This is a genomic window from Sphingopyxis sp. H073 (genome assembly GCF_001468395.1).
Classification (GTDB): Bacteria; Pseudomonadota; Alphaproteobacteria; order Sphingomonadales; family Sphingomonadaceae; genus Sphingopyxis.
On sequence record NZ_LNSG01000013.1, the window covers coordinates 61,274 to 87,238 of the forward strand.

23 protein-coding genes and 1 pseudogene are annotated in these 25,965 nt (G+C 65.0%); 16 read left to right on the forward strand and 8 right to left on the reverse strand.

Going from position 1 to position 25,965, the window contains the following annotated elements; genetic code table 11:
• Positions 1 to 24: 24 nt before the first annotated feature.
• Complete coding sequence (locus ATE64_RS18910) at positions 25 to 1,173, forward strand: alpha-hydroxy acid oxidase (protein ID WP_058457476.1); 1,149 nt, start codon at positions 25 to 27, stop codon at positions 1,171 to 1,173.
• Positions 1,174 to 1,284: 111 nt separating this feature from the next.
• Here ATE64_RS18910 and creD read toward each other — a convergent pair whose 3' ends face one another.
• The gene (gene creD / locus ATE64_RS18915) at positions 1,285 to 2,781 is read right to left on the reverse strand and encodes a cell envelope integrity protein CreD (protein ID WP_082657834.1); all 1,497 of its coding nucleotides are present in this window, start codon (positions 2,779 to 2,781) and stop codon (positions 1,285 to 1,287) included.
• A gap of 403 nt (positions 2,782 to 3,184) precedes the next feature.
• On the opposite strand from creD, the gene ATE64_RS18920 reads away from it, so the two are divergent.
• Both ATE64_RS18920 and ATE64_RS18925 read left to right on the forward strand, forming a co-directional pair.
• Positions 3,185 to 3,601 carry a hypothetical protein gene (locus tag ATE64_RS18920; protein ID WP_058457475.1) on the forward strand — a complete coding sequence of 139 codons (417 nt, stop codon included), beginning with the start codon at positions 3,185 to 3,187 and terminating at the stop codon, positions 3,599 to 3,601.
• A gap of 31 nt (positions 3,602 to 3,632) precedes the next feature.
• Positions 3,633 to 4,118, forward strand: a complete 486-nt coding sequence (locus ATE64_RS18925) for a GNAT family N-acetyltransferase (protein WP_058457474.1) — start codon at positions 3,633 to 3,635, stop codon at positions 4,116 to 4,118.
• A gap of 6 nt (positions 4,119 to 4,124) precedes the next feature.
• On the opposite strand, the gene ATE64_RS18930 is transcribed toward ATE64_RS18925, so the two are convergent.
• The gene (locus ATE64_RS18930; protein ID WP_082657833.1) at positions 4,125 to 4,874 is read right to left on the reverse strand and encodes a class I SAM-dependent methyltransferase; all 750 of its coding nucleotides are present in this window, start codon (positions 4,872 to 4,874) and stop codon (positions 4,125 to 4,127) included.
• A gap of 332 nt (positions 4,875 to 5,206) precedes the next feature.
• Here ATE64_RS18930 and ATE64_RS18935 point away from each other — a divergent pair, with 332 nt between their 5' ends.
• Positions 5,207 to 5,674, forward strand: a complete 468-nt coding sequence (locus ATE64_RS18935; RefSeq protein ID WP_058457473.1) for a nuclear transport factor 2 family protein — start codon at positions 5,207 to 5,209, stop codon at positions 5,672 to 5,674.
• Between the two features lie 19 nt (positions 5,675 to 5,693).
• On the opposite strand, the gene ATE64_RS18940 is transcribed toward ATE64_RS18935, so the two are convergent.
• The 4 genes from ATE64_RS18940 to ATE64_RS18955 all read right to left on the reverse strand — a co-directional run bounded on the left by ATE64_RS18940 (position 5,694) and on the right by ATE64_RS18955 (position 9,790).
• Positions 5,694 to 6,815, reverse strand: a complete 1,122-nt coding sequence (locus ATE64_RS18940; protein ID WP_058457472.1) for a S41 family peptidase — start codon at positions 6,813 to 6,815, stop codon at positions 5,694 to 5,696.
• A 77-nt stretch (positions 6,816 to 6,892) separates the two neighbouring features.
• Positions 6,893 to 7,093, reverse strand: coding sequence for a hypothetical protein (locus tag ATE64_RS18945; protein ID WP_058457471.1), 201 nt, complete (start codon positions 7,091 to 7,093; stop codon positions 6,893 to 6,895).
• Between the two features lie 11 nt (positions 7,094 to 7,104).
• Entirely contained in the window at positions 7,105 to 8,250 is a 1,146-nt protein-coding gene (locus tag ATE64_RS18950; protein ID WP_058457470.1) for an acyltransferase family protein, read from the reverse strand.
• Between the two features lie 22 nt (positions 8,251 to 8,272).
• Positions 8,273 to 9,790, reverse strand: coding sequence for a carboxyl transferase domain-containing protein (locus tag ATE64_RS18955; RefSeq protein WP_058457469.1), 1,518 nt, complete (start codon positions 9,788 to 9,790; stop codon positions 8,273 to 8,275).
• Between the two features lie 20 nt (positions 9,791 to 9,810).
• On the opposite strand from ATE64_RS18955, the gene ATE64_RS18960 reads away from it, so the two are divergent.
• The 4 genes from ATE64_RS18960 (at position 9,811) to ATE64_RS18975 (ending at position 13,835) form a co-directional block, all read left to right on the forward strand.
• The gene (locus ATE64_RS18960; RefSeq protein ID WP_156418183.1) at positions 9,811 to 10,341 is read left to right on the forward strand and encodes a thioredoxin family protein; all 531 of its coding nucleotides are present in this window, start codon (positions 9,811 to 9,813) and stop codon (positions 10,339 to 10,341) included.
• A gap of 10 nt (positions 10,342 to 10,351) precedes the next feature.
• Positions 10,352 to 11,131 (forward strand): SDR family oxidoreductase, encoded by a 780-nt coding sequence (locus ATE64_RS18965; protein WP_058457467.1) that lies wholly within the window; start codon positions 10,352 to 10,354, stop codon positions 11,129 to 11,131.
• 111 nt (positions 11,132 to 11,242) lie between these two features.
• The gene (locus ATE64_RS18970; RefSeq protein WP_058457466.1) at positions 11,243 to 12,841 is read left to right on the forward strand and encodes a peptidase S10; all 1,599 of its coding nucleotides are present in this window, start codon (positions 11,243 to 11,245) and stop codon (positions 12,839 to 12,841) included.
• A 91-nt stretch (positions 12,842 to 12,932) separates the two neighbouring features.
• Positions 12,933 to 13,835 (forward strand): DMT family transporter, encoded by a 903-nt coding sequence (locus ATE64_RS18975; RefSeq protein ID WP_058457465.1) that lies wholly within the window; start codon positions 12,933 to 12,935, stop codon positions 13,833 to 13,835.
• A 102-nt stretch (positions 13,836 to 13,937) separates the two neighbouring features.
• Here ATE64_RS18975 and ATE64_RS18980 read toward each other — a convergent pair whose 3' ends face one another.
• Positions 13,938 to 14,891: an L-threonylcarbamoyladenylate synthase gene (locus ATE64_RS18980; RefSeq protein ID WP_231729178.1), complete on the reverse strand. Its 954-nt coding sequence runs from the start codon at positions 14,889 to 14,891 to the stop codon at positions 13,938 to 13,940.
• Positions 14,892 to 14,942: 51 nt separating this feature from the next.
• Here ATE64_RS18980 and ATE64_RS18985 point away from each other — a divergent pair, with 51 nt between their 5' ends.
• The 7 genes from ATE64_RS18985 (at position 14,943) to ATE64_RS19015 (ending at position 24,380) form a co-directional block, all read left to right on the forward strand.
• Positions 14,943 to 16,685, forward strand: a complete 1,743-nt coding sequence (locus tag ATE64_RS18985) for an acyl-CoA dehydrogenase (protein ID WP_058457464.1) — start codon at positions 14,943 to 14,945, stop codon at positions 16,683 to 16,685.
• A 115-nt stretch (positions 16,686 to 16,800) separates the two neighbouring features.
• Positions 16,801 to 19,092 carry an EAL domain-containing protein gene (locus ATE64_RS18990; protein ID WP_058457463.1) on the forward strand — a complete coding sequence of 764 codons (2,292 nt, stop codon included), beginning with the start codon at positions 16,801 to 16,803 and terminating at the stop codon, positions 19,090 to 19,092.
• A 656-nt stretch (positions 19,093 to 19,748) separates the two neighbouring features.
• Positions 19,749 to 21,701 carry a ribonucleoside-diphosphate reductase subunit alpha gene (locus ATE64_RS18995; RefSeq protein WP_156416631.1) on the forward strand — a complete coding sequence of 651 codons (1,953 nt, stop codon included), beginning with the start codon at positions 19,749 to 19,751 and terminating at the stop codon, positions 21,699 to 21,701.
• A gap of 67 nt (positions 21,702 to 21,768) precedes the next feature.
• Positions 21,769 to 22,146 (forward strand): DUF559 domain-containing protein, encoded by a 378-nt coding sequence (locus ATE64_RS19000; protein ID WP_058457462.1) that lies wholly within the window; start codon positions 21,769 to 21,771, stop codon positions 22,144 to 22,146.
• Between the two features lie 69 nt (positions 22,147 to 22,215).
• On the forward strand, positions 22,216 to 23,280 hold the full coding sequence (locus tag ATE64_RS19005; RefSeq protein ID WP_058457461.1) for a ribonucleotide-diphosphate reductase subunit beta: 1,065 nt from the start codon (positions 22,216 to 22,218) through the stop codon (positions 23,278 to 23,280).
• A 134-nt stretch (positions 23,281 to 23,414) separates the two neighbouring features.
• Positions 23,415 to 23,645 (forward strand): hypothetical protein, encoded by a 231-nt coding sequence (locus ATE64_RS19010; RefSeq protein WP_058457460.1) that lies wholly within the window; start codon positions 23,415 to 23,417, stop codon positions 23,643 to 23,645.
• 78 nt (positions 23,646 to 23,723) lie between these two features.
• Positions 23,724 to 24,380 (forward strand): MT-A70 family methyltransferase, encoded by a 657-nt coding sequence (locus ATE64_RS19015; protein WP_058457459.1) that lies wholly within the window; start codon positions 23,724 to 23,726, stop codon positions 24,378 to 24,380.
• On the opposite strand, the gene ATE64_RS19020 is transcribed toward ATE64_RS19015, so the two are convergent.
• Positions 24,381 to 25,211 carry a BglII/BstYI family type II restriction endonuclease gene (locus tag ATE64_RS19020; protein WP_058457458.1) on the reverse strand — a complete coding sequence of 277 codons (831 nt, stop codon included), beginning with the start codon at positions 25,209 to 25,211 and terminating at the stop codon, positions 24,381 to 24,383.
• 264 nt (positions 25,212 to 25,475) lie between these two features.
• Here ATE64_RS19020 and ATE64_RS19025 point away from each other — a divergent pair.
• Positions 25,476 to 25,965: pseudogene (locus ATE64_RS19025) on the forward strand (hypothetical protein); the annotation flags it as partial.

Below are 25,965 nucleotides of genomic sequence, written 5' to 3' on the forward strand. Positions count from 1 at the left end.
CAATGACGGGAATATAGGGCAAGCATGAAACTCACCGACTGCCACAATATCGACGATTTCCGCGCGCTCGCGAAGCGCCGCCTGCCCTGGCCGGTGTTCGACTATATCGATGGCGCCGCCGACGACGAGGTGACGCGCCGCCGCAACCGCGACGCCTTCGACCGCTGCGACCTCGTTCCGCGCGTCCTTGCCGGGGTCGAGAGCATCGATATGCGGACCACGCTGTTCGGGCGCGAGATGGCGATGCCGCTCTTCCTCTCGCCGACCGCGCTCCAGCGCCTGTTCCACTGGCAGGGCGAACGCGCCGTGCTGCGCGCCGCAGCGAACGCCGGCACCGTCGCGGGTATCTCCAGCCTCGCCACCATCAGCCTCGCCGAAGCGGGCGCGCTCACCGATGGCCCCAAGCTGTTCCAGCTTTACGTCCACCACGACGACGGGCTCAACAAGGCGATGCTCGACGCCGCGCGCGACGCGAAGTTCGACGCGGTCGCGCTCACCGTCGACACGATCGTCGGGGGCAACCGTGAACGCTGCCTCCGCTCGGGCTTCACCTCGCCGCCGCGCTTCACCGCGCGCAACATGCTGAGCTATGCGATCAAGCCCGGTTGGGGGCTCAATTACATGCTGCGCGAGAAGTTCAGCCTGCCCAATCTGGCAACGCACGTTTCGGAAGGGTCGAGCGTGCCCAAATCGGTCGCCGAATATTTCACCTCGATGCTCGACCAGAGCCTCGACTGGAAGCGCGCCGAGGCGATCCGCAAGCAGTGGAACGGCCCCTTCTGCCTGAAGGGCATCGCCGCGGTCGAGGATGCGAAGCGCGCGGTCGATATCGGCGCGACCGCGATCATGGTCTCGAACCACGGCGGGCGCCAGCTCGACGGCAGCATCACGCCCTTCGACGCCCTCGCCGAGATCGTCGACGCGGTCGGCGACAAGCTGGAGGTGATCTGCGACGGCGGCATCACGCGCGGCACGCATGTGCTGAAGGCGCTGTCGGTCGGCGCGAAAGCCTGCTCGGGCGGCCGCCTCTATCTCTACGCACTCGCCGCGGCAGGCGAGGACGGCGTCGGCCGCGCGGTCGGCCTGCTCCGCGCCGAGATCGAGCGCGGCATGAAACTGATGGGGGCCAAGACCCTCGCGGATCTCGGCCCCCACAATCTGCGCTGGCGGTAACGGACCAAAAAGCCGTGTGCCCCCGCGAAGGCGGGGGCCCATCACCTGCGGGTGACATTTGGAGCCGGCCGGAGATGGGTCCCCGCCTTCGCGGGGACGCACGGCTTTCTGCTAAGCGCCCGCGGCCGCCGCAACCTCCTCCTTCTTGCCCAGCCCGCCCCAGTCGATGTTTCGCGTCATGTACATCACGCCCGCGAGCGCGAAGAACATCAGCACCGACCCGATCAGCAACGAGTATGCTTCGAGGTTGAGGAGCACATAGAGCAGCGCATAAAGCCCGATCAGCATCGCCGCGAGGAAGCGCGCGCGCTTCCAGCTTTTCAGCACCGCCGCGCTGTAGAAGGTCAGCAGCCCGATGATCCCCGCCGACGCGAGCATATAGGCGGGGGTGAACCCAATCACCTCGGCAAACGCCAGCAGCAGCACGAAGAACAGCACCAACGCGACCCCGGTCAGCAGATATTCGGCCGCCGCAACCCGCGCGCCCGCGATGATGTCGAACATCAGGAAGGCGACGAAGGTGAAGCCGATGAACAGGAAGCCATATTTGATGCTGCGGTCGACCTGGCTGTACAGGTCGACGGGTTCGATCAGGCTGATCGCGATCGCCTTCGCCGTGCCGCCCGAGGTCTCCATCGTGCCGCTGCCATCGTTCGCGGCGGGCGCCGACACCGCGACGGCATAGGCATCACGCGTACCGTAATTGGTTGCGACCGGCGGCGACAGGTCGCCCGTCAGCACCTGCGCCTGACCCAATGCGAGGTTCGGGATCGCATAGGTCGCGGTGAAGCCGCTCGCCGTCACGCTGCGCTTCGCGGGGAGGAAATCACCGCCGAAGCTCGGGTTCGGCCAGCTCGACTTGACCGTCCAGCGCGTGTCGACGCCGCGCGGGATCAGCTTGAAATCGCCGAGACCGCGCACGCCGATCCTGTAATCGACCTTGAGCGGCGCGCCCGCGGTCCAGTCGACGAAGGCGAAGGTGCCCGAATTGCCCGTCGAGGCGAGCCCCTTGCCCGGCTGCAGCGGCACGGGCGTGCCATTCACCGCGAGGCTGTTGCCGTCGACCAGCCCGCGCGCGTCGCTGACGCCGAGGCGTACCTCGGCGCGGTCGAGCATCAGCGCCTCGCGCGTCACGCCATAGCGCGCGATATCGGCGGGCAGCACGAAATCGGCGCTCCCCGCGATCTGGCTTTCATAGACGACGGTCTCGTAGATCGCCTTCTTGCGCTTCTCGGGCTTGATTGCGACGTCGGCCTTGTTCGCCTGCGGCGACAGGTAGAGATTCCGGATCGTGTTGACTGTCCGCGTCACGTCGCGGCCATTTTCCTGCACGGTCTGCGTTTCGGTGGCGCGGTACGGGATCACGATCACCGGGCCGCCGATCGTCTGCTGGCCGCCCCAGCCCTGCCCGATCGACGCCTGCGCGGTCTCGGCCTGCTGCTGGCGATCCCAGAGCAGGCCATAGACCATCAGCAAGGGCACCATCAGCGCGACCGCGATCAGCACCGCGATCACGAGCTTGACGCCGGGGCTGCGCTCGCCGCCGCCGCGGGCGGGGGGAATGGGGGGAACCGATACGCTTTGGGGGGATTGAGACGCTTGAGGCATGGGGGTTTCGCTCCAGCTACTTCAACTCGTCGATGAAATTGCACGGTTCACCGATAGCGTCAAGCCGTGTTGAGACAAAGCGCCGCCGAGTTGGCGATCCGCACTCCGCCGAAGCGCCGTGTTGGCCTTGGTATGCACCTACGGCGGGTTTGGGGAGGATTCCAGACCTTCGTCATCCCGGACTTGATCCGGGATCCATTGCAGCGCCGAAGTCGTGGGCCCCGGATCAAGTCCGGGGTGACGATGAACGATAGGCCAGCCTCCGGTCGACTCCTGCCATCGCATCCCGAACGGTCGCAAATGCCATCTCTCGCCCGAAACCCGACACCCCACCGCAACATCGCCTTTGAAACACCGACGGCACCTTCTAGCATCGCCGAAAACATCGCGGGGGGAGGCTCACATGCCCGAAAAATTCGACGCGCTCGACCGGCTGGTCCAACTGCTGTTCCTGATCGCCGCCATCACGGCGGTCGCCAACGGCCTCTTCATGGTGGCAAAGCCGCTCGACTGGTATGTCTTCATCCCCACCGTCGTCACCACCGGTCCGCCGAACGCCCATTTCATCCGCGACATCGGCCTCGCCTATGCGGGGTCGGGGCTGATCCTGCTCTACGCTGCCGCGAACCCGGTCCTCCGCTGGCGCGCTGCGGTCGTCGGCGGGCTGTGGCTGGCGCTGCACGGCCTGCTCCATCTCTATGAGGTCGCCGCCGGCATCTGCGGCCCCGCGACCTTCTGGGCCGACGCGCCCGCCGTACTCGGCCAGCCGGGGCTCGTTATCGCCGCGCTGCTCATCCTGCGCGGGCGAAAGCGTATTTGACAGCCGCGCCGCCGCCCGACAGAGCAGCGGCATGACCCTCTCGATCCGCTCCGCCACGCCCGCCGACCTGCCGCTGATCGCGCAGTTCATCCGCGACCTCGCCGACTATGAAAAGCTCGCGCACGAGGTCCGCTTCGACGAGGCGAAGCTCGGCGCAAAACTCTTCGGCCCGCGCCCCTATGCCGAGGTGATCATCGGCGAGATCGACGGGCAGCCGCAGGGCTTCGCGCTTTTCTTCCACAATTTCTCGACCTTCGAGGGGCGCCCCGGCATCTATCTCGAGGATCTGTTCGTGCGCCCCGGCGCGCGCGGATCGGGGCTCGGCAAGGCGCTGCTCGCGCATCTCGCGACGCTCTGCGTGACACGCGATTGCGCGCGCCTCGAATGGTCGGTGCTCGACTGGAACACCCCGTCGATCGGCTTCTACCAAAGCCTCGGCGCGAAGCTGATGGACGAATGGACGGTGATGCGCGTCGACGGGGCGGCGCTGACCGGTCTTGCCGCCAGCGCAGCCTGACCGCGCTTATTTCGGTTTGCGGAACCGCAGGACGAACTGATCGGTCTTGCCCTGGATCGCCGGATCGAACACCGGCTTGCTCCGGTCGTCGCCGGGGTTCGCGAGCAGCTTGCTTTCGGAATCGAAGACGAAGCCCGCCTGTAACACTTCGGCCTTCACCGCGTCCGCATCGGCGCGGTGCAGCGTGTCGACGTCGCGAAAGCCCGATCCGGCGACCGCGCTATGGTCGAGCACGACATAATAGCCGCCGGGCTTCAGCGCGGCGAAGGCCGCCTTGTTGACCGTTGCCGCCGCATCCGCGGGTGCTTTCGATCCCTTGAGGTCGTGATAGTTGCGCGACGTCCACACCAGGTTCGCCGAACCGGCGGGCGCGATCTCGGCAAGCGACCCGACGTGCAGGACGATGTTCTGGCGCCCGGGTTCGCGAACGAGCGCCTTGAGTTCGTCCGACTCGCGCGACGCGGCGGCATAGACCTTGCCGGTCGGCCCGACGGCGTTCGAAAAGACGCGGGTGAAATAGCCGGCGCCCGGCAGGATTTCGACGACCGTCTGGCCGCGCCGGACGCCCGTGAATTTCATCATCATCGCCGGCTTGCGCAGCGCGTCCTGCGCAATGTCGCTGGCCGGGCGGTCGGGCCGGAAAATGGCCGCTCCCGCCACGCCCGACATCGCAGGCAAGGCGACGACGGCACCGAGCGCGAGACTGCAGGCGGCCAGAAAAGCCGACCGGCGGCGGAGTGATGGCGATATCGGCATAGGAACCTCCCTGAGAGTCGATTGGACATCGGCTAGACGCGAGCAACGCGGCGATTGGATGCACCGCCGGTCTAGATGAATCGTGCGGCCGGCTACTGTATTATTCGATCAACACACATGCGAAGCCGACGGATGGGCGAACGACGGGCGGCGTCGCGCGCGCACGAGACGATCGGCGGCGCCCCGAAATCCTGCGATTCCAGTCACTCACCGCCGACATTTGCCTGCCCATCCAAATCATGCTTCCCTGCCGCCGGGCCGCGGGCAGTTCGCGCTTTTTTGCGAACGATTCGGTCACCCGATACGGGGACCGGCAACGACGGGGAAATCGCATGACCATCAAATTGCTTGCCGCTTCGGCGGCCCTCCTGCTCATGGGCGCGGCGTCGCAGGCGCACGCCCAGATGCCCACCTGGTCCGCCGAACAGGGCGAAGTGTGGAAATTCGTCCAGCAAAGCTGGGTCGACGATGTCGCGCAGAACGGCAAATGGCCCGCCGAATATGCCGATCCTCAAATGGTCACCTGGTCGGCCGAATTCGCCGCCCCGCGCGGCAAGGACGCGACCGTCCGCTGGACCAAGTTCCAGAACTCGCAGGGCAAGGTGCTGCAATATGAACTGGCGCCGCAGTCGATCTCGCTCAGCGGCAACACGGCGGTCGTGACCTATGCGCTCACCATCGTCGCACAGCGCGGCACCGACAAGCCCGACTGGGGCAAGGAAGCGATCGTCGAGACGCTGGTGCGCAGCGGCGGGGGCTGGAAATTCCTCTCCTCGACCAGCTTCTCGCTCGAGAAATAGCGCGGCGGCGGAGCGGCGGTCAGCGCGCCCCGCGCGGTTTCCGCCGCTCCATCGGCCACGCCGGCCTATGCGCGTCGGACAGCGTCTTCGCCTCCGCCGGCGCGACGCCGAGGTCGGTCAGCGCCCGGACCAGCGCGTCGGCGGGCGGCACCGCGATGTCGGGCTGCACGCCGTCGCCTTCCCAATCCTTGCCGGTCGCGGGGTCATAGGTGCGCCCGACCGGGATAAAAGCCGCATAGCCGCCGCCCAATTCCTCGCCGCGCCCGAAATGATTGGCGCCCGCGGTCGGCGCGCCGACCAGGATGCCGCGATGCGTGTGCTTCATCGCCAGCGCGAAATGCTCGGCCGCCGATCCGCTCGCGCCCGAGGTCAGCACATAGACCTTGGCCTTGTGCAGCCTCTTGTCGCCATTCGGCGTCGCCCAATGCTCGCGCGCAACCATGCCGGGGTCGCCCTTCACAAGGCGCAGCGAAGCGACACCGTCGATCGGCGATCCGCCCTCGGCGTCGACCGAGGCGCGCGTCGCCATTGTCACCAGCCGCGTCGGCTCGGCGAACAGCCAAGGAAAGATCACGTCCATCTGCTCGAGCCCGCCGCCATTGTGACTGCGGATATCGAAGATGATCGCCTTGGCATCGGCATGGTCGGCCATGAATTTCGCCGCCGCCTCGGTCACCGCCGCATCGTCGGGAAACAGGTTGAAGCGGATGAAGGCGATCCCCGGCGCGATCCAGCCCGCCTGCTCGACCGGCGGCTTGCGCGGGCGCGGAGTCGTCGGCGCCGCAGCACCGGAAGCGGCCGGCGCCGCCGCCGCGCCTTCGGGAACGCGCAGCCGCAAATGGCCGTCGGGCGCGACCCCATTCACATCGGCGTCGATCGCCGCGCCCAGCGCCTCGCCGGTCAGCGTCCGGTAGCGACCGGCCTTGATCCCCGCGCGCAGCGCCGCGGCATAGCGTTTCCCCGTCTCGGGATAGACATAGTCGCGTTCGAGCAGCGCGGCATATTTCTCCGCCACCGCATCGCCGATGCTTTCAGCGGCCGCTTCGTCGGCCGCAAACGCCGTCGGCGGTGCGATCGCGGGCACTGCAATCATCGCGGCAGCCATCAACAGGCCGGGCAAAAGGCGCGAGGAACGAATCATCTCTGTCTCCAATCCACTCCCGGTTCGGCGCGAGGTGTATCAGAGTTGCAATACAGATCAACTACATTTGTAGTCGACTACGGACGGCGCCGCGCGAACCAGACGAGCATGGCGCCGACCACCGCCAGCACCGCCCCATTGCGCGTCCAGGTCGGATCGCCGAGCATGAAGCTGCTCGCCGGCCAGCGCACGATGTCCAGCCCCTGCAATATCCACAGCCCACCGACCAAAATCGCCGCGATCCCGACGATCGCCATGATACCCTTGAGTGCGCCCATCAGTCCCTCCCCTATCTGCCTTCTTGTCTCCGCTGCAATCCGATCAGCGGCCGCAGCCATCCGATGCTGCGCCCGATCGCATAGAAAAGCCAGCATCCGGTCACCGTTGCCGCCAGCAGGATCAGGAAAGACGGCAGCGCCGCGACCCCGGCGTGCAGCAGGTACCAGCCCGCGACGACGATGATCGTCTGGTGGATGATGTAAAAGGGGAACACCGCCTCGGCGAGCATCGCGCGCTTCGGATGATCGCGGTTCCAGAAACGGTCGGCAATCCCGACCATCGCGACGATCGTCGCCCAGCCCTGCACCTGCCGCGCGGCATGATAGGGCGGAAAAACCCAGTCGGGCGCGATCGTATCGCCGGGCCAGGTCCATTCGACCCATGCGATCGGAACGAAGGCAAGCACCGCCAGCACCGCCGCGACCGGCCAGCAGCGCGCCACGCTGTCGAACAGCACCGGCCGAACGCGCAGCAACCAGCCGACCCCGAACGCCATCAGATAATGGAGATGCGACGGCCCGTCGTCGAGCAAAGCGTGGGTCTCGTCATGGTGAGGAAAGGCACCATAAACCGCGAGCCACCAAAGCATCGGGACGATCAGCAACCCCCAGCCGCGCAGCAGCCGCGCGCCGGCATCGGCGACCCTCGCGCGCGTCTCGCCCGGGACGAGCGCCAGCAGCAATGCGGCGAGCATCGTATAGGCCCACAGATAGACGACGAACCACAGATGCTGCCAGGTCGGCAGGATGATCCCGTCGAGCGCACCGAACCGGAAATAATCGTGCAGCCAGAAATGCACAAAGCCGTTCGGATAGCCATGCTGCCCCGCCAGTTCGATCCATGGCTGCGGCGGAATGACGAAGACGATACCGAAGGCGAGCGGGATCAGCAGCCGCGCACTCCGCGACCGGGCGAATGCCCCCGCCCCGCCGAGCTTTCCCGAAAGCGACGCGCTGGCATAGCCCGACACGAGAAACAGCAGCGCCAGCCGCCAGCCATTCGTCGCCAGCATCGGGATCGCAACCCAGTCGATCGTCGGATCGATCTTCACATGCCAATGCCACGGCACGAAATACATGCCGATATGATAGAGGATGAGCAGCGCGAACGCCCCGATCCGCAGCCAGTCCATGCCGTAATGGCGCGTGGATTTCATGCGCTGCCTTCCCATCCCGTCATTACCGCACCACCCGCCACGCCAATTCCGCAAATTCGCAAAGCAGCGGCCGCGTATCGCGCGGGTCGATGATGTCCTCGACCCCGAATTTTTCCGCCGTCCGGAACGGCGAGCGCACGCGATTGAGCCGCTCGCGGATCGCCTCCAGATGCGCCGCCGGATCCTCGGCGGCCTCGAGCTCGCTCTTGTACGCGACCTCGACCCCGCCCTCGATCGGCAGGCTGCCCCAGTCGCCCGACGGCCAGGCGAAACGATACTGGAAGCGTTCGGCGTTCGACATCGCGCTGCCCGCAATGCCATAGGCGCGCCGCACCACCACGGAAGCCAGCGGCACCGTCGCGCGGTAGATCGCGTTCATCGCCTGCACGCCATAGCGGATCGTCCCCGTCCGCTCGGCCTCGCCGCCGATCATGAAGCCCGGATTGTCGACCAGATGGACGATCGGCAGCCGGAACTGGTCGGCGAGCTTCACGAAGCGCTCGGCTTTCTCGCTCGTCTTCGCGTCCCACGATCCGCCGAGGTACGACGGGTCGCTCGCGAGCACCGCAACCGGATAGCCGTCGAGCCGCGCGAACGCCGTGATGGCGGCCCGCCCCCAACGCGCGCCCATCTCGAAGAAACTGCCCGTATCGAACACCGCATTCGCGATGCGCCGCATCGAATAGACCTGCTTTGCCTCGCGCGGCACGACCGACAGCAGGCTCTCCTCGCGCCGGTCGACCGGATCGCTGCACGGCGTGCGCTGCGCCCGATCATGGATCGACGACGGCAGGTACGACAGAAAGCGCCGCGCCGCCGCAAAGGCATCGGCCTCGCTCGCCACCTCGTCGTCGACGACGCCGTTGCGCGTATGCACATCGCTGCCGCCCAGCTCCTCGCGGTCGAGCGTATCGCCGATCGCGGCCGCGACCGCCGGCCCCGCCGCGAAGAGCTGCGACAACCCGCGCACCATCACGCTGTAATGGCTCGCAACGACGCGCGCTGCGCCCAGCCCCGCGGTCGGTCCGAGCGCGAGCGCGACCACCGGTACGGTGTCGAGATTGGCGATGATCTGGTCCCAGCCGGGAACATGCGGGATGTAGGTATAGCCCATATCCTCGAGCGTCTTCACCGAGCCGCCGCCGCCGGTGCCGTCGATCATGCGGATCAGCGGCAGGCGATATTCATGCGCCATCGCCTCGCACTGAACGAATTTCCGGTGCAGCGCTGCATCGGCCGCGCCGCCGCGCACGGTGAAATCGTCGGCGCTGGCAACGACCGGCCGCCCCTCGATATTCGCGCGCCCGAAGATGAAATTCGACGCCGCCAGATCTTCGAGTTCGCCGTCTGCGCCATAGCGCCCGCGCCCTGCGATCTTGCCGATCTCGCGAAAGCTGCCCGGATCGACGATACCCGCGAGCCGCGCCCGCGCGTCCATCTTGCCGCGACTATGCTGCCGCGCGACCTTTTCTTCCCCACCCATCTTCTCGGCCATCGCCCGGCGCTGTCCGAGCTCGCCCACTTCTTTTTCCCAGCTCATGGAAGGGAGGCTATCTTACGTTGACGGAAACGTCATCCGAAACCTATCGTCGCGCCATGATGCGCAACATCGCTTTCGCCTTCGCAGCCGCGATGCTCCCCCTCGGGGCGGGATCGGCGGCCGAAACGCGCACGATCCCCGGCGTCATCGATCCCTATAAGACGGAGGCCTTCAATCGCGCCGCCGACCCGATCGCGCAGATCGACGACGCACTGGCGAACTCCAGGCTCTCCGGCAAGCCTGTCCTGCTCGTCATGGGCGCCAACGAATGCCACGACAGCGCCTGGCTCGCGAACCTGCTCGCGACCGACCGTTTCGCTCCCGTCCGCGACCGCTACGCGATCGTCTATGCCGACATCGGCATGCCGCACGTCGGCGGCCTCGGCCGCAACCCCGATGTGCCGCGGCGGTTCGGCTTCCGGATCAGGGGAACGCCGACCGTCGCGATCCTCGATACCGAAGGCCGCGTGCTCAACCGCAAGGCCGCACCCCGATGGCGCAACGCCGCGAGCCGCAGCGACGACGAAATCTATGCAGAATTGATGCGATAGGGAGAGAGCGATGACCGACATGAACCTCGCGGGCCGCACCGCGCTCGTCACCGGCGCCTCGCGCGGGATCGGGCGCGGCATCGCGCTGGCGCTCGCGAAGGCGGGGGCGGATATCGCGGTCAACTACACGCGCGACGGCGACGCCGCCGCCGAAACCGTCGCGGAGATTCAGGCGCTCGGCCGCAAGACGAAGGCCTATCAGGCCTCGGTCGCCGAAGAGGAGGCCAGCGCCGCGATGGTGGCCGCGATCGAGGCCGACTTCGGCCCGCTGTCGATCCTCGTCAACAATGCGGGTATCGCCAGCCGCGGCCGGAGCGTCGCCGATACCGACGCCGCCGAGGTCGAGAAATTGCTCGCGATCCACGCCGTCGGCGCGCATCGCCTGTCGCGCCTCGCGCTGCCGCAACTCCGCCAGCACGACCGCAGCGACATCGTCATCATCTCGAGCATCGCGACGCTCCACCACGCCGCGAACGGCGCGCCCTACAATATGGCGAAGGCCGCGGGCGAAGCGCTCGCGCTCACGCTCGCGAAGGAGGAGGTGAAGAACGGCGTGCGCGTCAACATCGTCGCACCGTCGCTGACGGTCAGCGACATGGGCGAACGCCTCGCGCGCGCGATCACCGGCAACGACGACATCCATCACCTCGACACCAAATTCCCCTTCGGCCGCGTCCCCACCCCCGACGATGTCGCCGCCGCCGTCGTCTGGTTCGTAAGCGAGGCGAACCCCTATTGCTCGGGGCAAAAGCTCAACATCGACGGCGCCGGACAGGCCTCGTTCCGGTAACGCTCGTCATTGCGAGCGGCGAAGCCGCGTGGCAATCCAGAGCAGCACAAGCCACCCCGGATTGCCTCGCTCCGCTCGCAATGACGGACCAATGCAGATGAGATCGATCAAATGAAGTTCGTCACAGCCGCCACCCTTGCCCTCGCCCTCGCCGGCTGCGCCACCGCGCAGTCGAAAGAACCGCGCCCCGCGTCCGAAGCCGCACCCGCCGACCAGCCTTATTTCACGCCGACCGAAGTCCGCTCGTCGGGTTCGGTCACGGTGGGCGGCACCGCGATTGCGTATCAGGCCGTCGCGGGAACGCTCATCGTCCACCCGAAGGGCTGGACCGACACCCTCCCCGCCGAGCGCAGGCGCGACAAGGATGCCGGCGGCGACGTCCCCGCATCCGAAGCCTCGATGTTCTACACCGCCTATTTCAAGGACGGCGCGCCCGCCGAGAACCGCCCGATCACCTTCCTCTTCAACGGCGGCCCCGGCTCGCCGACATTGTGGCTGCACATGGGCGCCTTCGGGCCGATGCGCGTCGAAACGCCCGATCTGGTCCACGGCTCCGCGCCCTATCGCACAATTCCCAACGCCTACAGCCTGCTCGACGCTTCCGACCTCGTCTTCGTCGACGCGCCCGGCACCGGCTTCAGCCGCGTCGCGGGCAAGGATAAGGAAAAGGCGTGGTATGGCGTCGACCAGGACATCCACGCCTTCACCGTCTTCGTCCGCGACTTCCTGTCGAAATATGGCCGCTGGAAATCGCCCAAATATATCTTCGGCGAAAGCTACGGCACGATGCGCGCCGCCGGGATGACCTTGGCGCTGCAGAAACAGGACATCGATCTCAACGGCGTGATCCTGCTCTCCGACATATTGAACTGGGATCTCCTGCCCGACGATCCGCAGGTCAATCCGGGCGTCGATCTGCCTTATGTCGTCGCGCTCCCGACCTATGCCGCGACCGCCTGGTATCACAAGCGCGCGGGCGCGGGACGCGAACTCCAGCCCTTCCTCCGCGAGGTCGAGACGTTCGCGACGACCGACTATGCTCTCGCGCTGATGAAGGGGAACAGCCTCCCCGACGGAGAGCGCGAGGCAATCGCGGCGCGGCTCCACGCCTACACCGGCCTGCCGGTCGCTTATCTGCTCAGGACCAATCTCCGCATCGAATATGGCGCGCTGCAAAAGGAACTGCTCGCCGACAAGGGGCTGACCACCGGCACGCTCGACACGCGCTTCACCGGCATCACGCTCGACCCGCTCTCGAAGGTCGCCTCGAACGACCCGCAGGGCGCGGCGATCGGCGCCGCCTATACCGCGGCGTTCAACGACTATGCGCGCGGCACGCTCGGCTATGGCGCGGGCCAGCATTATGAGGGCGCGCTCGATGTCTATGAAAGCTGGGACTACAGGCACCAGCCGCCCGGCGCCGGCCGCGCGCTGATCGCGCTGCCCAACGTCCTTCCCGACCTCGCCGTCGCGATGAAGCAGAATCCGAAGATGAAGCTGCTCGTGACCGGCGGCTATTTCGACGTGTCGACGCCCTATTATGCGGGCCGGTTCGAACTGCAGCATCTGCCGGTCCCGAAGGAACTGCAGGCGAACATCGCCTATCAATATTATCCCGCCGGCCACATGATCTATGTCAATGTGCCGCTGCTGGCCGAGATGCACCGCGACGTCGGCGACTTCATCCGGCGGACCGACGGGATAGACTAGGGACAGCGCGCGTATAGAAACTCACATGTTCCCGCGCAGGCGGGAGCAAGGCCTGCTTCATTCAAATCCAATCGCCTCGTAAAGGCCTACCATGCGTCCCGATTCGGCTTCCCCCGTCCTGCCCTTCCTCGTCGCCTGCGCGGGCATCGCGACCTTTTCGGCGATGGACGTGCTGATGAAGCGGCTGTCGATCGATATCGGCGCCTACAACGCCGTGCTGTGGCGGACCGGCGCCGGCACCCTGCTCAGCGGCCTTGCCTATCTCGCGATGCGTCCTGCGCTCCCCGACCGGACGACGATGCGCATCCATGCGTGGCGCGCGCTGTTCGTCGCGGGGATGGCGATCACCTTCTTCTGGGCGCTCGCCCGTCTGCCGATGGCGGAGGCGATCGCGCTCGCCTTCGTCGCGCCGCTGATGACGCTCTACATGGCCGCGATCTTCCTCGGCGAGACGATCGGCCCGCGTTCGATCGCCGCGTCGATGCTGGGGCTCACCGGCGTCGTCATCATCGTCGCGGGCAAGCTGGGGCAAGGCTCCTATAGCGAAGAAGCGCTGCTCGCGGTCGGCGCGGTGTTCCTCTCGGCTATCTTCTACGCCTATAATCTCATCCTCGCGCGGCGGCAGGCGAAGATGGCCGAGCCGATGGAGATCGCCTTCTTCCAGAATTTCTTCGTGACGCTCTTCCTCGCCTTCGGCGCGCCGTGGTTCGCGGTCGTCCCCGGCATCGACCACGCGCCCGCGATCACCGGCGCCGCGATTCTCGCGACGGTCTCGCTGCTGCTGTTGAGCTGGGGCTATGCCCGCGCCGAAGCGCAGATTCTGGCGACCACCGAATATACGGGCTTCCTCTGGGCGATGCTGTTCGGCTGGATCTTCTACAACGAGCCCGTCACCTGGCCGACGATCGCCGGCGCGCTGCTGATCGTCGTGGCCTGCCTGATCGTCGCGCGCAAGACCCCGCACGGCGATCCCGTCGAGCCCGCCGCCGCCTGATCTCCCCTCCCATTTATGGCAGCGGTCGGGGGAGGGCATGTCGATGTCGGGCGTTGGCGAAACAGGCCCTCCCCTAGCCCCTCGCGCAAGCGGGAGGGGGACTTAGACCGCCGCGCGCGCCAGCCGGTCGTTGATCGCCGCGCCCAGCCCCTCGCCCGGAATCGCCGCCACCGCGATCCGCGTCTTCGCGCTCGCCGCCCCCGCATGAAGCGCATCGAACAATCGCGCCGCCGCCTCGGTCAGATCGCCCGCCGCGCTCAGATTATAATCGCCCGAAAGATCGCCGAACCCGATCGCGTACTCGCCCGCCGCGAAATCCTCCGCGCCCAGCCGCACCGGCTTCCCCGGCGCATAGTGACTCGCGAGCATCCCCGGCGCGACGATCTTCGATCCCGTCGCGCCCGTCACCGGCACGCCGCTCGCCTCGCCGAGCATTGCCGCCGTCACCGGCCCCGGCCGCAGGATCTCGATCGCCCCATCCTTCACCCGCGCGATCGTCGACTCCACGCCCGCGCTCGTCGGCCCGTCATCGATCACCAGCGCGATCCGCCCGCCAAGGCTCGTCAGGACATGCGCGGCTTTCGTAGGGCTGACACCCCCGCTCGCGTTGGCGCTCGGCGCCGCGAGCGGCGCCCCCGTCGCCTCGAGAAGCGCGCGCATCGCGCGGTGCGCGGGCACCCGGATCGCCATCGTGTCGAGCCCCGCCGTCGCGATACGCGCGACCGGGCAGTCGTGCGTGCGCGGCACGACGAGCGTCAGCGGCCCCGGCCAGAAGGCCTCGGCCAGCTTGCGCTCCACATCTCCGAACACCCCCAGCGTCGCGGCGACCGCAAGGCTCGGGGCATGGACGATCAGCGGGTTGAAATCGGGCCGTCCCTTCGCGGCATAGATGCGCGCGACCGCCTCTGCGTTGCGCGCGTCGGCGGCAAGGCCATAGACGGTCTCGGTCGGCACCGCGACGGGCATCCCCTCCCCGATCAGCCCCCCGGCGCGCGCGATTGCCTCTGGGCCGAAGGGACAGATAAGGGTGGTCATCGGCGTTTGATCGTCGGCCATGCCGCGCTATAGCGCCCGCGCAACGATATTCATCAGGAAAGTCGGCACCGCATGACTTATACGCCGCCCGTCACCGAACAGATGTTCGTCCTCGACCATATCGCGCGCATCGACGCGATGGCCGCCCACGACAAATATGCCGCCGCGACCCCCGACATGGTCGAGGCGATCGTCACCGGCATCGGCGAGTTCGCCGCCGACGTCTACGCGCCGCTCAACCGCGTCGGCGATACGCACAACCCGAAATGGCAGGACGGCAAGGTCACGATGCCCCCGGGTTTCAAGGACGCCTACAAGCAGTTCGTCGAGGCGGGCTGGGGCAGCATCGACGGCCCCGGCGACTATGGCGGGCAGGACCTGCCCTTCACCCTCGCGACCGTGGTGATCGAGGCGCTCGGCACCGCCAATATGGGCTTCACCCTCTGCAGCATCCTGACCCCCGGCGCGATCCACGCGCTGATGGCCTATGGCACCGAGGCGCAGCGCCAGACCTGGCTGCCCAAGCTCGTCACCGGCGAATGGAACGGCACGATGAACCTGACCGAGCCCGCCGCGGGCAGCGACGTCGGCGCGCTCCGCTCGACCGCCGAGAAGGTCACCGAGGGCGAGCATGCCGGCCTGTACCGGATCAAGGGGCAAAAGATCTTCATCACCTTCGGCGAGCATGACCTCACCGACAATATCGTCCACCTCGTCCTCGCGCGCACCCCCGGCGCGCCCGAGGGGACGCGCGGCATCTCGCTTTTCCTCGTCCCCAAATATCGCCTCGACGCGGACGGCAATCCGACGATCAGCAACGGCGTCCACTGCGCCTCGATCGAGCACAAGCTCGGCATCCACGGCTCACCGACCGCGGTGATGGTCTATGGCGACGGCGAGGATTGCCTCGGCGAGATCGTCGGCGGCGAGATGGGCGGCATGAAAGCGATGTTCGTGATGATGAACAACGCGCGGCTGATGGTCGGCTGCCAGGGCGTCCAGATCGCCGAGCGCGCGTTGCAACAGGCGCAGCGCTACGCCGCCGAGCGCGTCCAGTCGTCGCTCGCCGGCGCGGCGGACCGTACCCCGGTGACGATCGAGCACCACCCCGACGTCAAGCGGATGCTCTGGCGGATGCGCGCGCAGACCGAGGCCGCGCGCGCGCTGATCTATTACGCGTCGGCGCAAACCGATTTCGGCAAGCTCGGCGACGAAGCCGCCGCGCTGCGCGCCGAGGTGCTCATCCCGCTCGCCAAGGCGCACGCGACCGACATCGGCTGCGAGGTCGCGAGCATCGGCGTGCAGGTTCACGGGGGCATGGGCTTCATCGAGGAAACCGGCGCCGCGCAGCATTATCGCGATGCGCGCATCGCCCCGATCTACGAGGGCACCAACGGCATCCAGGCCGCCGACCTCGTCGGGCGCAAGCTCGGCATGGCGGGCGGCGACGGCATACGCTCGCTGATCGACGATATCGCGCGCGGCGCCGCCGATTTCCCCGAATTGGCGCAACTCGCCGAGGCGTGCCGCCACGTTACCGGCTGGCTCGAAACCGCGAGCATCGCCGACCGGCTCGCGGGCAGCTATCCCTATCTCACCATGCTGTCGACCGCGACCTGCGGCTGGCTGATGGCGACGCAGCACAAGGTGGCAGAGGCCGCGCTGGCATCGGGCAAAGGCGACGCCGCCTTCCTCCAGGCGAAGCTCGTCTCGACGCGCTTCTACCTCCAGCAGATCGTGCCCGCGGCGACCGGCCTCGCGGCGTCCGCGCTCGCCGGCGACGCAGCGCTCGCGCCCGTTCCCGCGATCGCCTGAAACATCAGGATTTCCGCGCCCTCCGGCGACCTGCCGGAGGGCGCGGAAAGATTCATAATTAACGCGATGCTAACCATCGGCGGCTAGGACGTTCCGGCAATTGCTGGAGACGTGCGTGCCCATTCCGGTAAAGAGTCTGATTATCAGCTGGCGCACGATCGGCCTGTCGCTGCTGCTCAGCGTCGTCGTCGGCCTGTCGTCGGTCGGCGAGCCCGTCGACCGCGTCATCGAGGCGTCGATCGGCCGCGTCGCGTGGCGCCCGGTATCGGGCGAAACCGTCGTCGTCGGCGTCGATGACAAGACGCTGCAATCGCTCCAGAATCAGGAGCTCACCGTTGCCAATCACGCAAAAATCATCCGCGCTATCAACGCTGCCGGCGCAAAGCGCCTATTCGTTGACTTTTCCTATCGGCGTCGGCTGACCGACCCCGATCTGCTAAAGGTCGCCGCGGCCGTGCATCAGATGGGGGACCGGATCATCCTCGCGGTTCCCGCGGCCAAAATACAAGGCACCGAGGTCAAGGTCGACTATTGGCCTCCCGCCTCGATGGGGGATCGGGCAAAACGCGCCTGTATCTGTTGGGAGTATGAATTTTGGCAAGTCTGGCGGGTGCCGCTTGCGGTGTCGGTCGACGGCCGCGTCCTGCCCAGCTTCGCCGCGCTGCTTGCCAACCGTCCGCTCGACAAGCCGTCGGTGTTTCAGCTCGATTATTCCTACGACACTTCGACCATAAAGGAATATAGTGCGGTCGACCTGCTCACGGGCCGCGTGGGCGCCAAGGAACTTCGCGGTAAAGACGTCATTTTCGCGCCGACAAATTCGGCGGCGTTCGACCAGCATTTCCTGCCCGGCCATGACACCATGGCGGGCGCCTATATTCACCTGATCGCCGGTGAAGCGTTGAAGCGTGGCACTCCCATCGATCTCGGCTTCCTGCCCGGGCTTGCGCTGACGTTCGTGGCGATGATGGCGTCGCTGGCTTTTCGCCACGGCCGCTGGTTCGTTCGCATCGCCTTCGCGATGACGCTCGCCCTGATCGCCGCCAAGGTGGCGCTCAGCCTTTCGCTCGTGTCGACCCAGATCGGCGCCGCCTGCTTCCTGATCGCAACGCTCAGCGCCAATGTGTCGCGCACCCGTCGCCGCGACTCGGCACAGCGCGAAAATCCGGTGTCGGGACTTCCCAATTTCGAGGCGCTGCGCTCGCAAACGCCCTTCGGCAGCGCGACCGTCGTCGCCGCGAAGGTCGTCAATTTCGAGGATCTCGCCGCCTTCATCCCGGGCGACGGCATCGGCCAGCTCGTCGAACAGGTCACCCGCCGCCTGCAACTCGCCTCGCAGGGCACCGTGCTGCACCACGACCTCGACGGCACTTTCGCGTGGCTCGTCCCTTATTATCAGCACAGCCAGATCGAGGGGCAGCTCGCGGGGCTCGCCGCGTTGTTCAACGCGCCGCTGACGATCGGCGAGCTCCGCGTCGACGTCGCGATAGCTTTCGGGGTCAACGACGAGTTCGAGGGGTCGAACGCGCAGCGCCTCGCCGCCGCGCTCGTCGCCGCCGAACAGTCGATTCGCACGCGCTCGCTGTGGACCAAATATACGCCGCGCGAAAAGGAGGATGCCGGCTGGCAGCTCTCCTTCCACTCGCAGCTCGAGGATGCGCTCACCGGCGGCGACATCTGGGTCGCCTTCCAGCCGCAATATGAGATCGCGTCGAAGCGGCTCGTCGGGATCGAGGCGCTGGTGCGCTGGACGCACCCGACGCGCGGGCCGATCCCGCCCGACGAGTTCATCGTCCAGGCCGAAAAGAGCCAGGACATCTATCGCCTCACCCTGTTCGTGATGGATCAGGCGATCCGCTCGGCGGCGCAGCTGCGCGAGCGGGGCATATCGGCGCATATGTCGGTGAACCTGTCGGCGACCTTGCTCGACCATCGCGACCTTGTCGGCACGATCCGCGTCATGCTCAACGCGCATCATCTGCCGCCCGAACTGCTCACGATCGAGGTCACCGAAACCGCGCAGATCGAAAACAGCCGCGAGGCGCGCCAGACGCTCGCGCAGTTCCGCCGTGCCGGCATCCGCCTGTCGATCGACGATTATGGCACCGGCCAGTCGAACCTCGAATATCTGACCGAGATCGAAGCCGACGAGATCAAGATCGACAAGCGATTCGTGATGACGATGCGCGATTCGCAGCGCAACCTCGAGGTCGTCAAATCGACGATCGAACTTGCGCATCGCCTGGGCGCCGTCGCGGTGGCCGAAGGCATTGAAGATGCACCGACTTTGGCCCTGCTCGAACAATTGGGGTGCGATATCGGTCAGGGATATCTGCTTGGAAAGCCGCAACTATTTTCCGAGCTGGTCAACAGCCTCGCCGCCACCCCGCAAAGCCGCACCGCCTAGCCGCCAAAATGGCCGTAATTGTTAAGGTTAAGACTCGCTTTACCATATCGATTAAGGTATATGCTGCGTTAACTGTTCTTCGTGGGCAGTGCCAACAGGAGATCTGACATGGGTTGGTTCTGGAAGTTCCTGGGCGGCGGCGGCACCGGTAACGGCGGCGGCGACGCGTAAGCCAGGATAGAGATCAAAAGGGTCCCGGATGTTTCCGGGGCCCTTTTTCTATGCCCGCTGAATGCCCACCAGATGTTGTGGTCACCCCCCGAATTTTTTCGGGCCGCCGTGCCTCTTTTGCCACAGCGCGCCAAACCCCGCGGAAACGCGGGCGATCGCGCTGTGAAGTGTGCGATCCCGTCGACGAAGCGAATCAAAATATCGACGAGTTGAGTCGCGAAGCTGTCATTTAGCGTCTTGCATCGACGCGCCGACGTGGCACTATGGATGGTGGGTAGACCACGGGGGCACCCCAACAAATAGTATTTGGCCGGAAGTGGCGGATTTCCGTCGTCCATCCCATATGGACACGGGAAAACCCCTTCTGCGCCCGAAAATAAGTGCCCCGACGGTCGCTGGAGATGCTAAGACTGGGGCTTCGCCCCGAGTCGAACAGGACGGGAACAAACGCGCTGCGCGCGCGTCGGGAAATGGGGGCGATCTAGATGGATTTTCGCGAAACAGAGCGGGTGGAGACGAACGACGTGGCAACGATGGAACTGACGAAGACGGACGCCCCGGCGGCCACCGAATCGAAGGCGGAAGGCAAGGCGGAAACGCCTGCGAAGCTTAACGATTCGGGCGAGCCCGCGGTGCACGCGCGCCGATTCGACGTCGCCGTCGACCGCAGCCGCGATTCGCTGCTCACCGACTTCGGCAAGGAGACGCTCGAGGACCGCTACCTCCTCCCCGGCGAATCCTATCAGGACCTCTTCGCGCGCGTCGCCTCGGCCTATGCCGACGACCAGGAGCACGCCCAGCGCCTCTACGACTATATCTCGAAGCTGTGGTTCATGCCCGCCACCCCCGTGCTGTCGAACGGCGGCACCGGCCGCGGCCTGCCGATCAGCTGCTACCTCAATTCGGTCGACGACAGCCTCGAGGGCATCGTCGGCACCTGGAACGAGAATGTCTGGCTCGCCAGCCGCGGCGGCGGCATCGGCACCTATTGGGGCGCGGTGCGCGGTATCGGCGAACCCGTCGGCCTCAACGGCAAGACCAGCGGCATCATCCCCTTCGTCCGCGTGATGGACAGCCTCACCCTCGCGATTTCGCAGGGCTCGCTCCGCCGCGGTTCGGCCGCCTGCTATCTCGACATCTCGCACCCCGAGATCGAGGAGTTTCTCGAGGTTCGCAAACCCTCGGGCGACTTCAACCGCAAGGCGCTGAACCTCCACCACGGCGTCCTCATCACCGACGAGTTCATGGAAGCGGTGCGCGACGGCAAGGAATTCGACCTCCGCAGCCCCAAGGACCAGAGCGTCCGCGGCACCGTCGACGCGCGCTCGCTGTTCCAGAAGCTCGTCGAAACGCGCCTCGCGACCGGCGAGCCCTACATCATCTTCATCGACCAGGTGAACCGCATGATGCCGAAGCATCATCGCGACCTCGGGCTCAAGGTGTCGACCTCGAACCTCTGCTCGGAAATCACGCTGCCGACGGGGCGCGACCATCTCGGCAACGATCGCACCGCGGTCTGCTGCCTCTCGTCCTTGAACCTCGAAACCTGGGACGAGTGGAACGGCGACAAGCTGTTCATCGAGGATGTCATGCGCATGCTCGATAACGTCCTCCAGGACTATATCGACCGCGCCCCGCCCGAAATGGCGCGCGCCAAATATAGCGCCAGCCGCGAACGCTCGGTCGGCCTCGGCGTCATGGGCTTCCACAGCTTCCTGCAGGCGCGCGGCCTGCCGTTCGAGGGCGCGATGGCGAAGTCGTCGAACCTGCGCATCTTCAAGCATATCCGCGCGCAGGTCGATCAGGCGTCGATGCTGCTCGCCAAGGAGCGCGGCCCCTGCCCCGACGCCGCCGATCAGGGGGTGATGGAGCGCTTCAGCTGCAAGATGGCGATCGCGCCCACCGCGTCGATCAGCATCATCTGCGGCGGCACCAGCGCGTGCATCGAGCCGATCCCCGCGAACATCTACACGCACAAGACGCTCTCGGGCAGCTTCTCGATCCGCAACCCGCACCTCGAAGCTCTCCTCGTCGACAAGGCGAAGAACAGCGACGCGATCTGGAATTCGATCCTCGAAAAGGGCGGCAGCGTCCAGCACCTCGACTTCCTGACGCAGGACGAGAAGGACTGCTACAAGACCAGCTTCGAGATCGACCAGCGCTGGCTGCTCGAACTCGCCGCCGACCGCACGCCGTACATCGATCAGGCCGCCTCGCTGAACCTGTTCATCCCGGCCGACGTCGAGAAATGGGATCTGCTCATGCTCCACTACCGCGCGTGGGAACTCGGCATCAAATCGCTCTACTATCTCCGCTCGAAATCGGTGCAGCGCGCCGGCTTCGCGGGCGGGGTCGAGGCCGACAACACCGCCGAAGCGCCGAAATATGAACTCAGCGCCGAAAGCACCGATTACGATGAATGCCTGGCCTGCCAGTAAAGCATAAAACCCCTCTCCCCTTGTGGGAGAGGGAGGGGCCCGTCGCCGCGTGAGCGGCGATGGGAGGGTGAGGGGAAGAGGCCGCAAGGCCGACCTCCCCCGGTGGACGACCGAAAGAGCGCGCACGCTCCGCCGCGAAGCCACCGATGCCGAGAAGCGCATGTGGCGCGCCTTGCGAGAGGCTTTTCCTCACGCAAAGTTCCGCCGCCAGCAAGCTCTCGGGCCCTTCTTCGCCGATTTCGCATCGCACGCCGCGCGGCTGGTGATCGAGGTCGACGGAGGGCAGCATGGCGAAGCGGTCGCCTACGACGAAGCGCGGACACGCTTCATCGAGGGTGAAGGATACAGGGTGATCCGCTTCTGGAATGACGATGTGATGACGAATATCGAGGGCGTGCTGATGCTGGTTGAAACCGCACTCACCCCCTCACCCTCCCAAGGCTGACGCCTTGGGCCCCTCCCTCTCCCACAAGGGGAGAGGGAATCTGGACCGAGTTTCGACTGGAGTACGCCGATGCCATTGCTGGAAGCCCGCAAGACCTACAAGCCCTTCGAATATCCCTGGGCCTATGATTTCTGGAAACGCCAGCAGCAGATCCACTGGATGCCCGAGGAAGTGCCGCTGGGCGAGGATTGCCGCGACTGGGCGCAGAAGATTTCGGATCACGAGCGCAACCTGCTGACGCAGATCTTCCGCTTCTTCACCCAGGCCGACGTCGAGGTGCAGGATTGCTACCACGACAAATATGGCCGCGTGTTCAAGCCGACCGAGATCAAGATGATGCTGACCGCGTTCAGCAACATGGAGACGGTCCATATCGCGGCGTACAGCCACCTGCTCGACACGATCGGCATGCCCGAGAGCGAATATGGCATGTTCCTCGAATATGACGAGATGCGCGCGAAGCACGACTATCTCGGCACCTTCGGGGTGGACAGCGACGAGGATATCGCGCGCACCCTCGCGATGTTCGGCGGCTTTACCGAAGGGCTTCAGCTCTTCGCCAGCTTCGCGATGCTGATGAACTTCCCGCGCTTCAACAAGATGAAGGGCATGGGCCAGATCGTCAGCTGGTCGGTGCGCGACGAAAGCCTCCACTGCGAGGGGATCACGCGCCTGTTCCACGCCTTCGTCAAGGAACGCGACTGCCTGACCAAGGCGGTGAAGGAAGACATCATCGACTGCTGCCAGAAGACGGTGCGGCTCGAGGATGCGTTCATCGACCTCGCCTTCGAACAGGGCCCCGTCCCCGGCATGACGCCGAAGGAGATCAAGCGCTACATCCGCTACATCGCCGACTGGCGCCTGGGGCAGCTCGGCTTCCAGCCGATCTACATGATCGACGAGCACCCGCTCCCCTGGCTCGCCCCGCTCTTGAACGGCGTCGAGCACGCCAACTTCTTCGAAACCCGCGCCACCGAATATTCGAAGGCCGCGACGCGCGGCGACTGGAACCAGGTCTGGACCAGCTTCGACAACCGCAAGAAGGCGAAAGCCAACGACGACGGCGCCGCGGCGATCGAAGCGAGCGACGAGGGCGAGGATATGTTCGCCAAGGCGGGCATCGCCGCCGAATAATGTTCCAAACCCCTCCCCTTGTGGGAGGGGCAGCAAGGCTTGCGGTCCTGAGCCTGTCGAAGGGCCGCTAGTCGCAGCGGGGCGGGCCGGACAGCTTACGCGGCCCGCGATAAGCAGAGGCAAAGGCCCCCAAAATGACCGACAAGAAAAAACTCAAACTCCTGACCCTCAGCCAGCCCCAGCGCGCGACGCTGGAAGGCCTCTCGAACCGCCGCCCGCAACTCCCGACCGACCCCATCCGCGACGAACTCGTCGCGCTGGGCCTCGTCGTGAAGCAGGGCCCGAAGTGGGCGCTGACCCCGACGGGCAAGAAGGTGCTGGCGGCGGGGTCTAACCGGCGGAATGCGGGCGGGTTTTCGGTTTGAGAGACAACTAAGTTCAATTCAGTGATGGCAGCAACGTAACTGCTTGACGCTCTCAGCAAGCTAGGCCAAGATCTCATTATGTTCTCATCTGACGCCCCGCTCAGCGACGCAGCCATCAATCTACTCGCAACCGCGCGAGGCAAGAAATTTGGAACGATTCTCGCCGATCCCCCATGGCAATTCCAGAATCGTACTGGAAAGGTAGCTCCAGAGCATAAACGTCTTAACCGCTACGGGACCATGACGCTCGAGGAGATTTGCGCGTTGCCGGTATCTGATATCGCGGATGAACCCTCGCATCTATATCTTTGGGTGCCGAACGCTCTTTTGCCAGAAGGCTTGAGGGTGATGGAAGCGTGGGGCTATCGCTACATCTCAAACATCGTATGGCATAAGGTCCGTAAGGATGGTGGCTCCGACGGACGCGGTGTGGGATTCTACTTCCGGAACGTCACAGAATTGTTGCTGTTCGGTGTACGCGGGAAGAATGCCCGCACTCTCGATCCGGGCCGCAGCCAGGTCAACATGCTGCAGACGCGGAAGCGTGAACATAGCCGAAAGCCCGATGAGCAATATAAGCTCATAGAGGATTGCAGTTGGGGGCCCCGACTGGAAATGTTCAGTCGAGGGAAACGGCAAGGATGGACCGTTTGGGGCAATCAGGCCGACGATAATTACAAGCCGACTTGGGACACTTATAATTATAATAGCTCAGCAGAGATCGCGGCTGAATAATTATAGATCCTCCTCATCCTCAGTGGGTTCAGACAAATTTCCCAGATCACCTGTATCGCGGATGATCGGATGATCATTCTTCCAGTTTTCAAAGTCCGAAACAACCTTCGGCGTAATACCGATTGCTAGTATCGGACAACCTCCATTACGCGCAGCGTCCAGTCGATACGTAAGCTTACCCATCCAAGTGGTGCTTGCGCCATATTTGCTCTTAAAATCTTTGATATTAACTCTATCGCCGATTTCTCTAAACATCGGCGCCAGCGACGCATCTCGAGTAAGCAACACTCCGGCATCAATGATGCCGGCTTCATAAAAGGCTCGCATAGCATAAAGATCACGATCAAAAGTCTGATCCTTGCTATTCCATTCAAGATCAAATGCGACCCTATTCTTTACAAAATCAATTTTATGCCCATCGATAACCTTTAAGATTTTGAATCTTTCTGAAGAAATAACGGTCTTCTTCTGACCTCTTTTTCCGTGATCAGGATTTGGTCGCGTCACGATCTTTTCAATCAGCATGTCCGCTCTGATACGAGTTTCATGCCAGCCCTTTGGATTCAACAATGAATCCATGTTCTTTGCGATTTCGGACTTGTTTCCACCTCCCTTCACCATTTCAGGCGTCGAGATAGAGAATGCCATTAAGCTATCGACTAACTCGGACAAGTCCGACTGAGCAGCGCTCGACAAAATACGAGCTGCATTCCGATAGCTAAGAACATTAAAGCGATCCAGAAACGCTCGGGGCAGAATATTGCCGAGATCGTCATCTTTGGCGGAAAGCAATGGGGTTTTCTCAAGCAGAGAATCGTAGTCGTCAGTCATTCTGGCTTTGTTAGCCAATCAAGCCCGCTTGGCAACTACCCGACACTTTTGGCCTTCACTGTACCCGCAATCTTCCCATTTCGTTACGCGGCCCTCTATTCATCGCAACCCACGCATCCCGCGCGCCGCCTCCGCAGATCCGGAATTACGATGACAGGTATAACAATCCCAAATTAGCCAGACACCCACGCCCAAATCCTATTTCGTACGCTCACCCCCAAACCCCCCTTTCCTACATTCCCCCGCCATGCTCCAAACTGGCGGATGAGCCACATCGCCCCCATCCCCTCGCCCGATCCCGCCACCCCCGCGCTCGACGCGCACGGCCACGACCCCGCCGCCTATGACTGGGTACCGGTGCTGAAAAAGCGCCGCAAGGACGGCTGGTCGCCTGGCAAGCAGCGCGCCTTTATCGAGGCGCTGGCCGACGGCGGGTCGGTCGCCAATGCCGCGCGCGCCGTCGGCATGTCCGAATCCTCCGCCTATCGCCTGCGCCGCTCGCCCGGCGCCGAGGCGTTCGACCGCGCCTGGTGCGCCGCGATCGAGGCCGCGTCGAAGAAATTGATCGACGCCGCGTTCGAACGCGCATTGATCGGCAGCGAGGAGCCGGTGTTCGACCGCGAGGGCAACCGCGTCGGCCGCCGCCTGCGCCAGAGCGACCGGCTCCTCATGTTCCTGCTGCGCGCCTATGGCCCCGACTGTCTTCGCACGGCCGCCGCGCCGCGAACCGACACCGCGCCCGCCGCCCCGCATC

Bases quoted from the DNA above. Each gene is read 5' to 3' on its own strand.
- ATE64_RS19005 (WP_058457461.1), top strand. From the start codon at position 22,216: ATGCCATTGCTGGAAGCCCGCAAGACCTACAAGCCCTTCGAATATCCC.
- ATE64_RS19020 (WP_058457458.1), bottom strand. From the start codon at position 25,211: ATGACTGACGACTACGATTCTCTGCTTGAGAAAACCCCATTGCTTTCC.
- ATE64_RS18995 (WP_156416631.1), top strand. From the start codon at position 19,749: ATGGATTTTCGCGAAACAGAGCGGGTGGAGACGAACGACGTGGCAACG.
- ATE64_RS18920 (WP_058457475.1), top strand. From the start codon at position 3,185: ATGCCCGAAAAATTCGACGCGCTCGACCGGCTGGTCCAACTGCTGTTC.
- ATE64_RS18955 (WP_058457469.1), bottom strand. From the start codon at position 9,790: ATGAGCTGGGAAAAAGAAGTGGGCGAGCTCGGACAGCGCCGGGCGATG.
- ATE64_RS18975 (WP_058457465.1), top strand. From the start codon at position 12,933: ATGCGTCCCGATTCGGCTTCCCCCGTCCTGCCCTTCCTCGTCGCCTGC.
- ATE64_RS18985 (WP_058457464.1), top strand. From the start codon at position 14,943: ATGACTTATACGCCGCCCGTCACCGAACAGATGTTCGTCCTCGACCAT.
- ATE64_RS18925 (WP_058457474.1), top strand. From the start codon at position 3,633: ATGACCCTCTCGATCCGCTCCGCCACGCCCGCCGACCTGCCGCTGATC.
- ATE64_RS18950 (WP_058457470.1), bottom strand. From the start codon at position 8,250: ATGAAATCCACGCGCCATTACGGCATGGACTGGCTGCGGATCGGGGCG.
- ATE64_RS18945 (WP_058457471.1), bottom strand. From the start codon at position 7,093: ATGGGCGCACTCAAGGGTATCATGGCGATCGTCGGGATCGCGGCGATT.
- ATE64_RS19015 (WP_058457459.1), top strand. From the start codon at position 23,724: ATGTTCTCATCTGACGCCCCGCTCAGCGACGCAGCCATCAATCTACTC.
- ATE64_RS18965 (WP_058457467.1), top strand. From the start codon at position 10,352: ATGACCGACATGAACCTCGCGGGCCGCACCGCGCTCGTCACCGGCGCC.
- ATE64_RS18940 (WP_058457472.1), bottom strand. From the start codon at position 6,815: ATGATTCGTTCCTCGCGCCTTTTGCCCGGCCTGTTGATGGCTGCCGCG.
- ATE64_RS18930 (WP_082657833.1), bottom strand. From the start codon at position 4,874: ATGCCGATATCGCCATCACTCCGCCGCCGGTCGGCTTTTCTGGCCGCC.
- ATE64_RS18970 (WP_058457466.1), top strand. From the start codon at position 11,243: ATGAAGTTCGTCACAGCCGCCACCCTTGCCCTCGCCCTCGCCGGCTGC.
- ATE64_RS19010 (WP_058457460.1), top strand. From the start codon at position 23,415: ATGACCGACAAGAAAAAACTCAAACTCCTGACCCTCAGCCAGCCCCAG.
- ATE64_RS18910 (WP_058457476.1), top strand. From the start codon at position 25: ATGAAACTCACCGACTGCCACAATATCGACGATTTCCGCGCGCTCGCG.
- creD (WP_082657834.1), bottom strand. From the start codon at position 2,781: ATGCCTCAAGCGTCTCAATCCCCCCAAAGCGTATCGGTTCCCCCCATT.
- ATE64_RS18980 (WP_231729178.1), bottom strand. From the start codon at position 14,891: ATGGCCGACGATCAAACGCCGATGACCACCCTTATCTGTCCCTTCGGC.
- ATE64_RS18935 (WP_058457473.1), top strand. From the start codon at position 5,207: ATGACCATCAAATTGCTTGCCGCTTCGGCGGCCCTCCTGCTCATGGGC.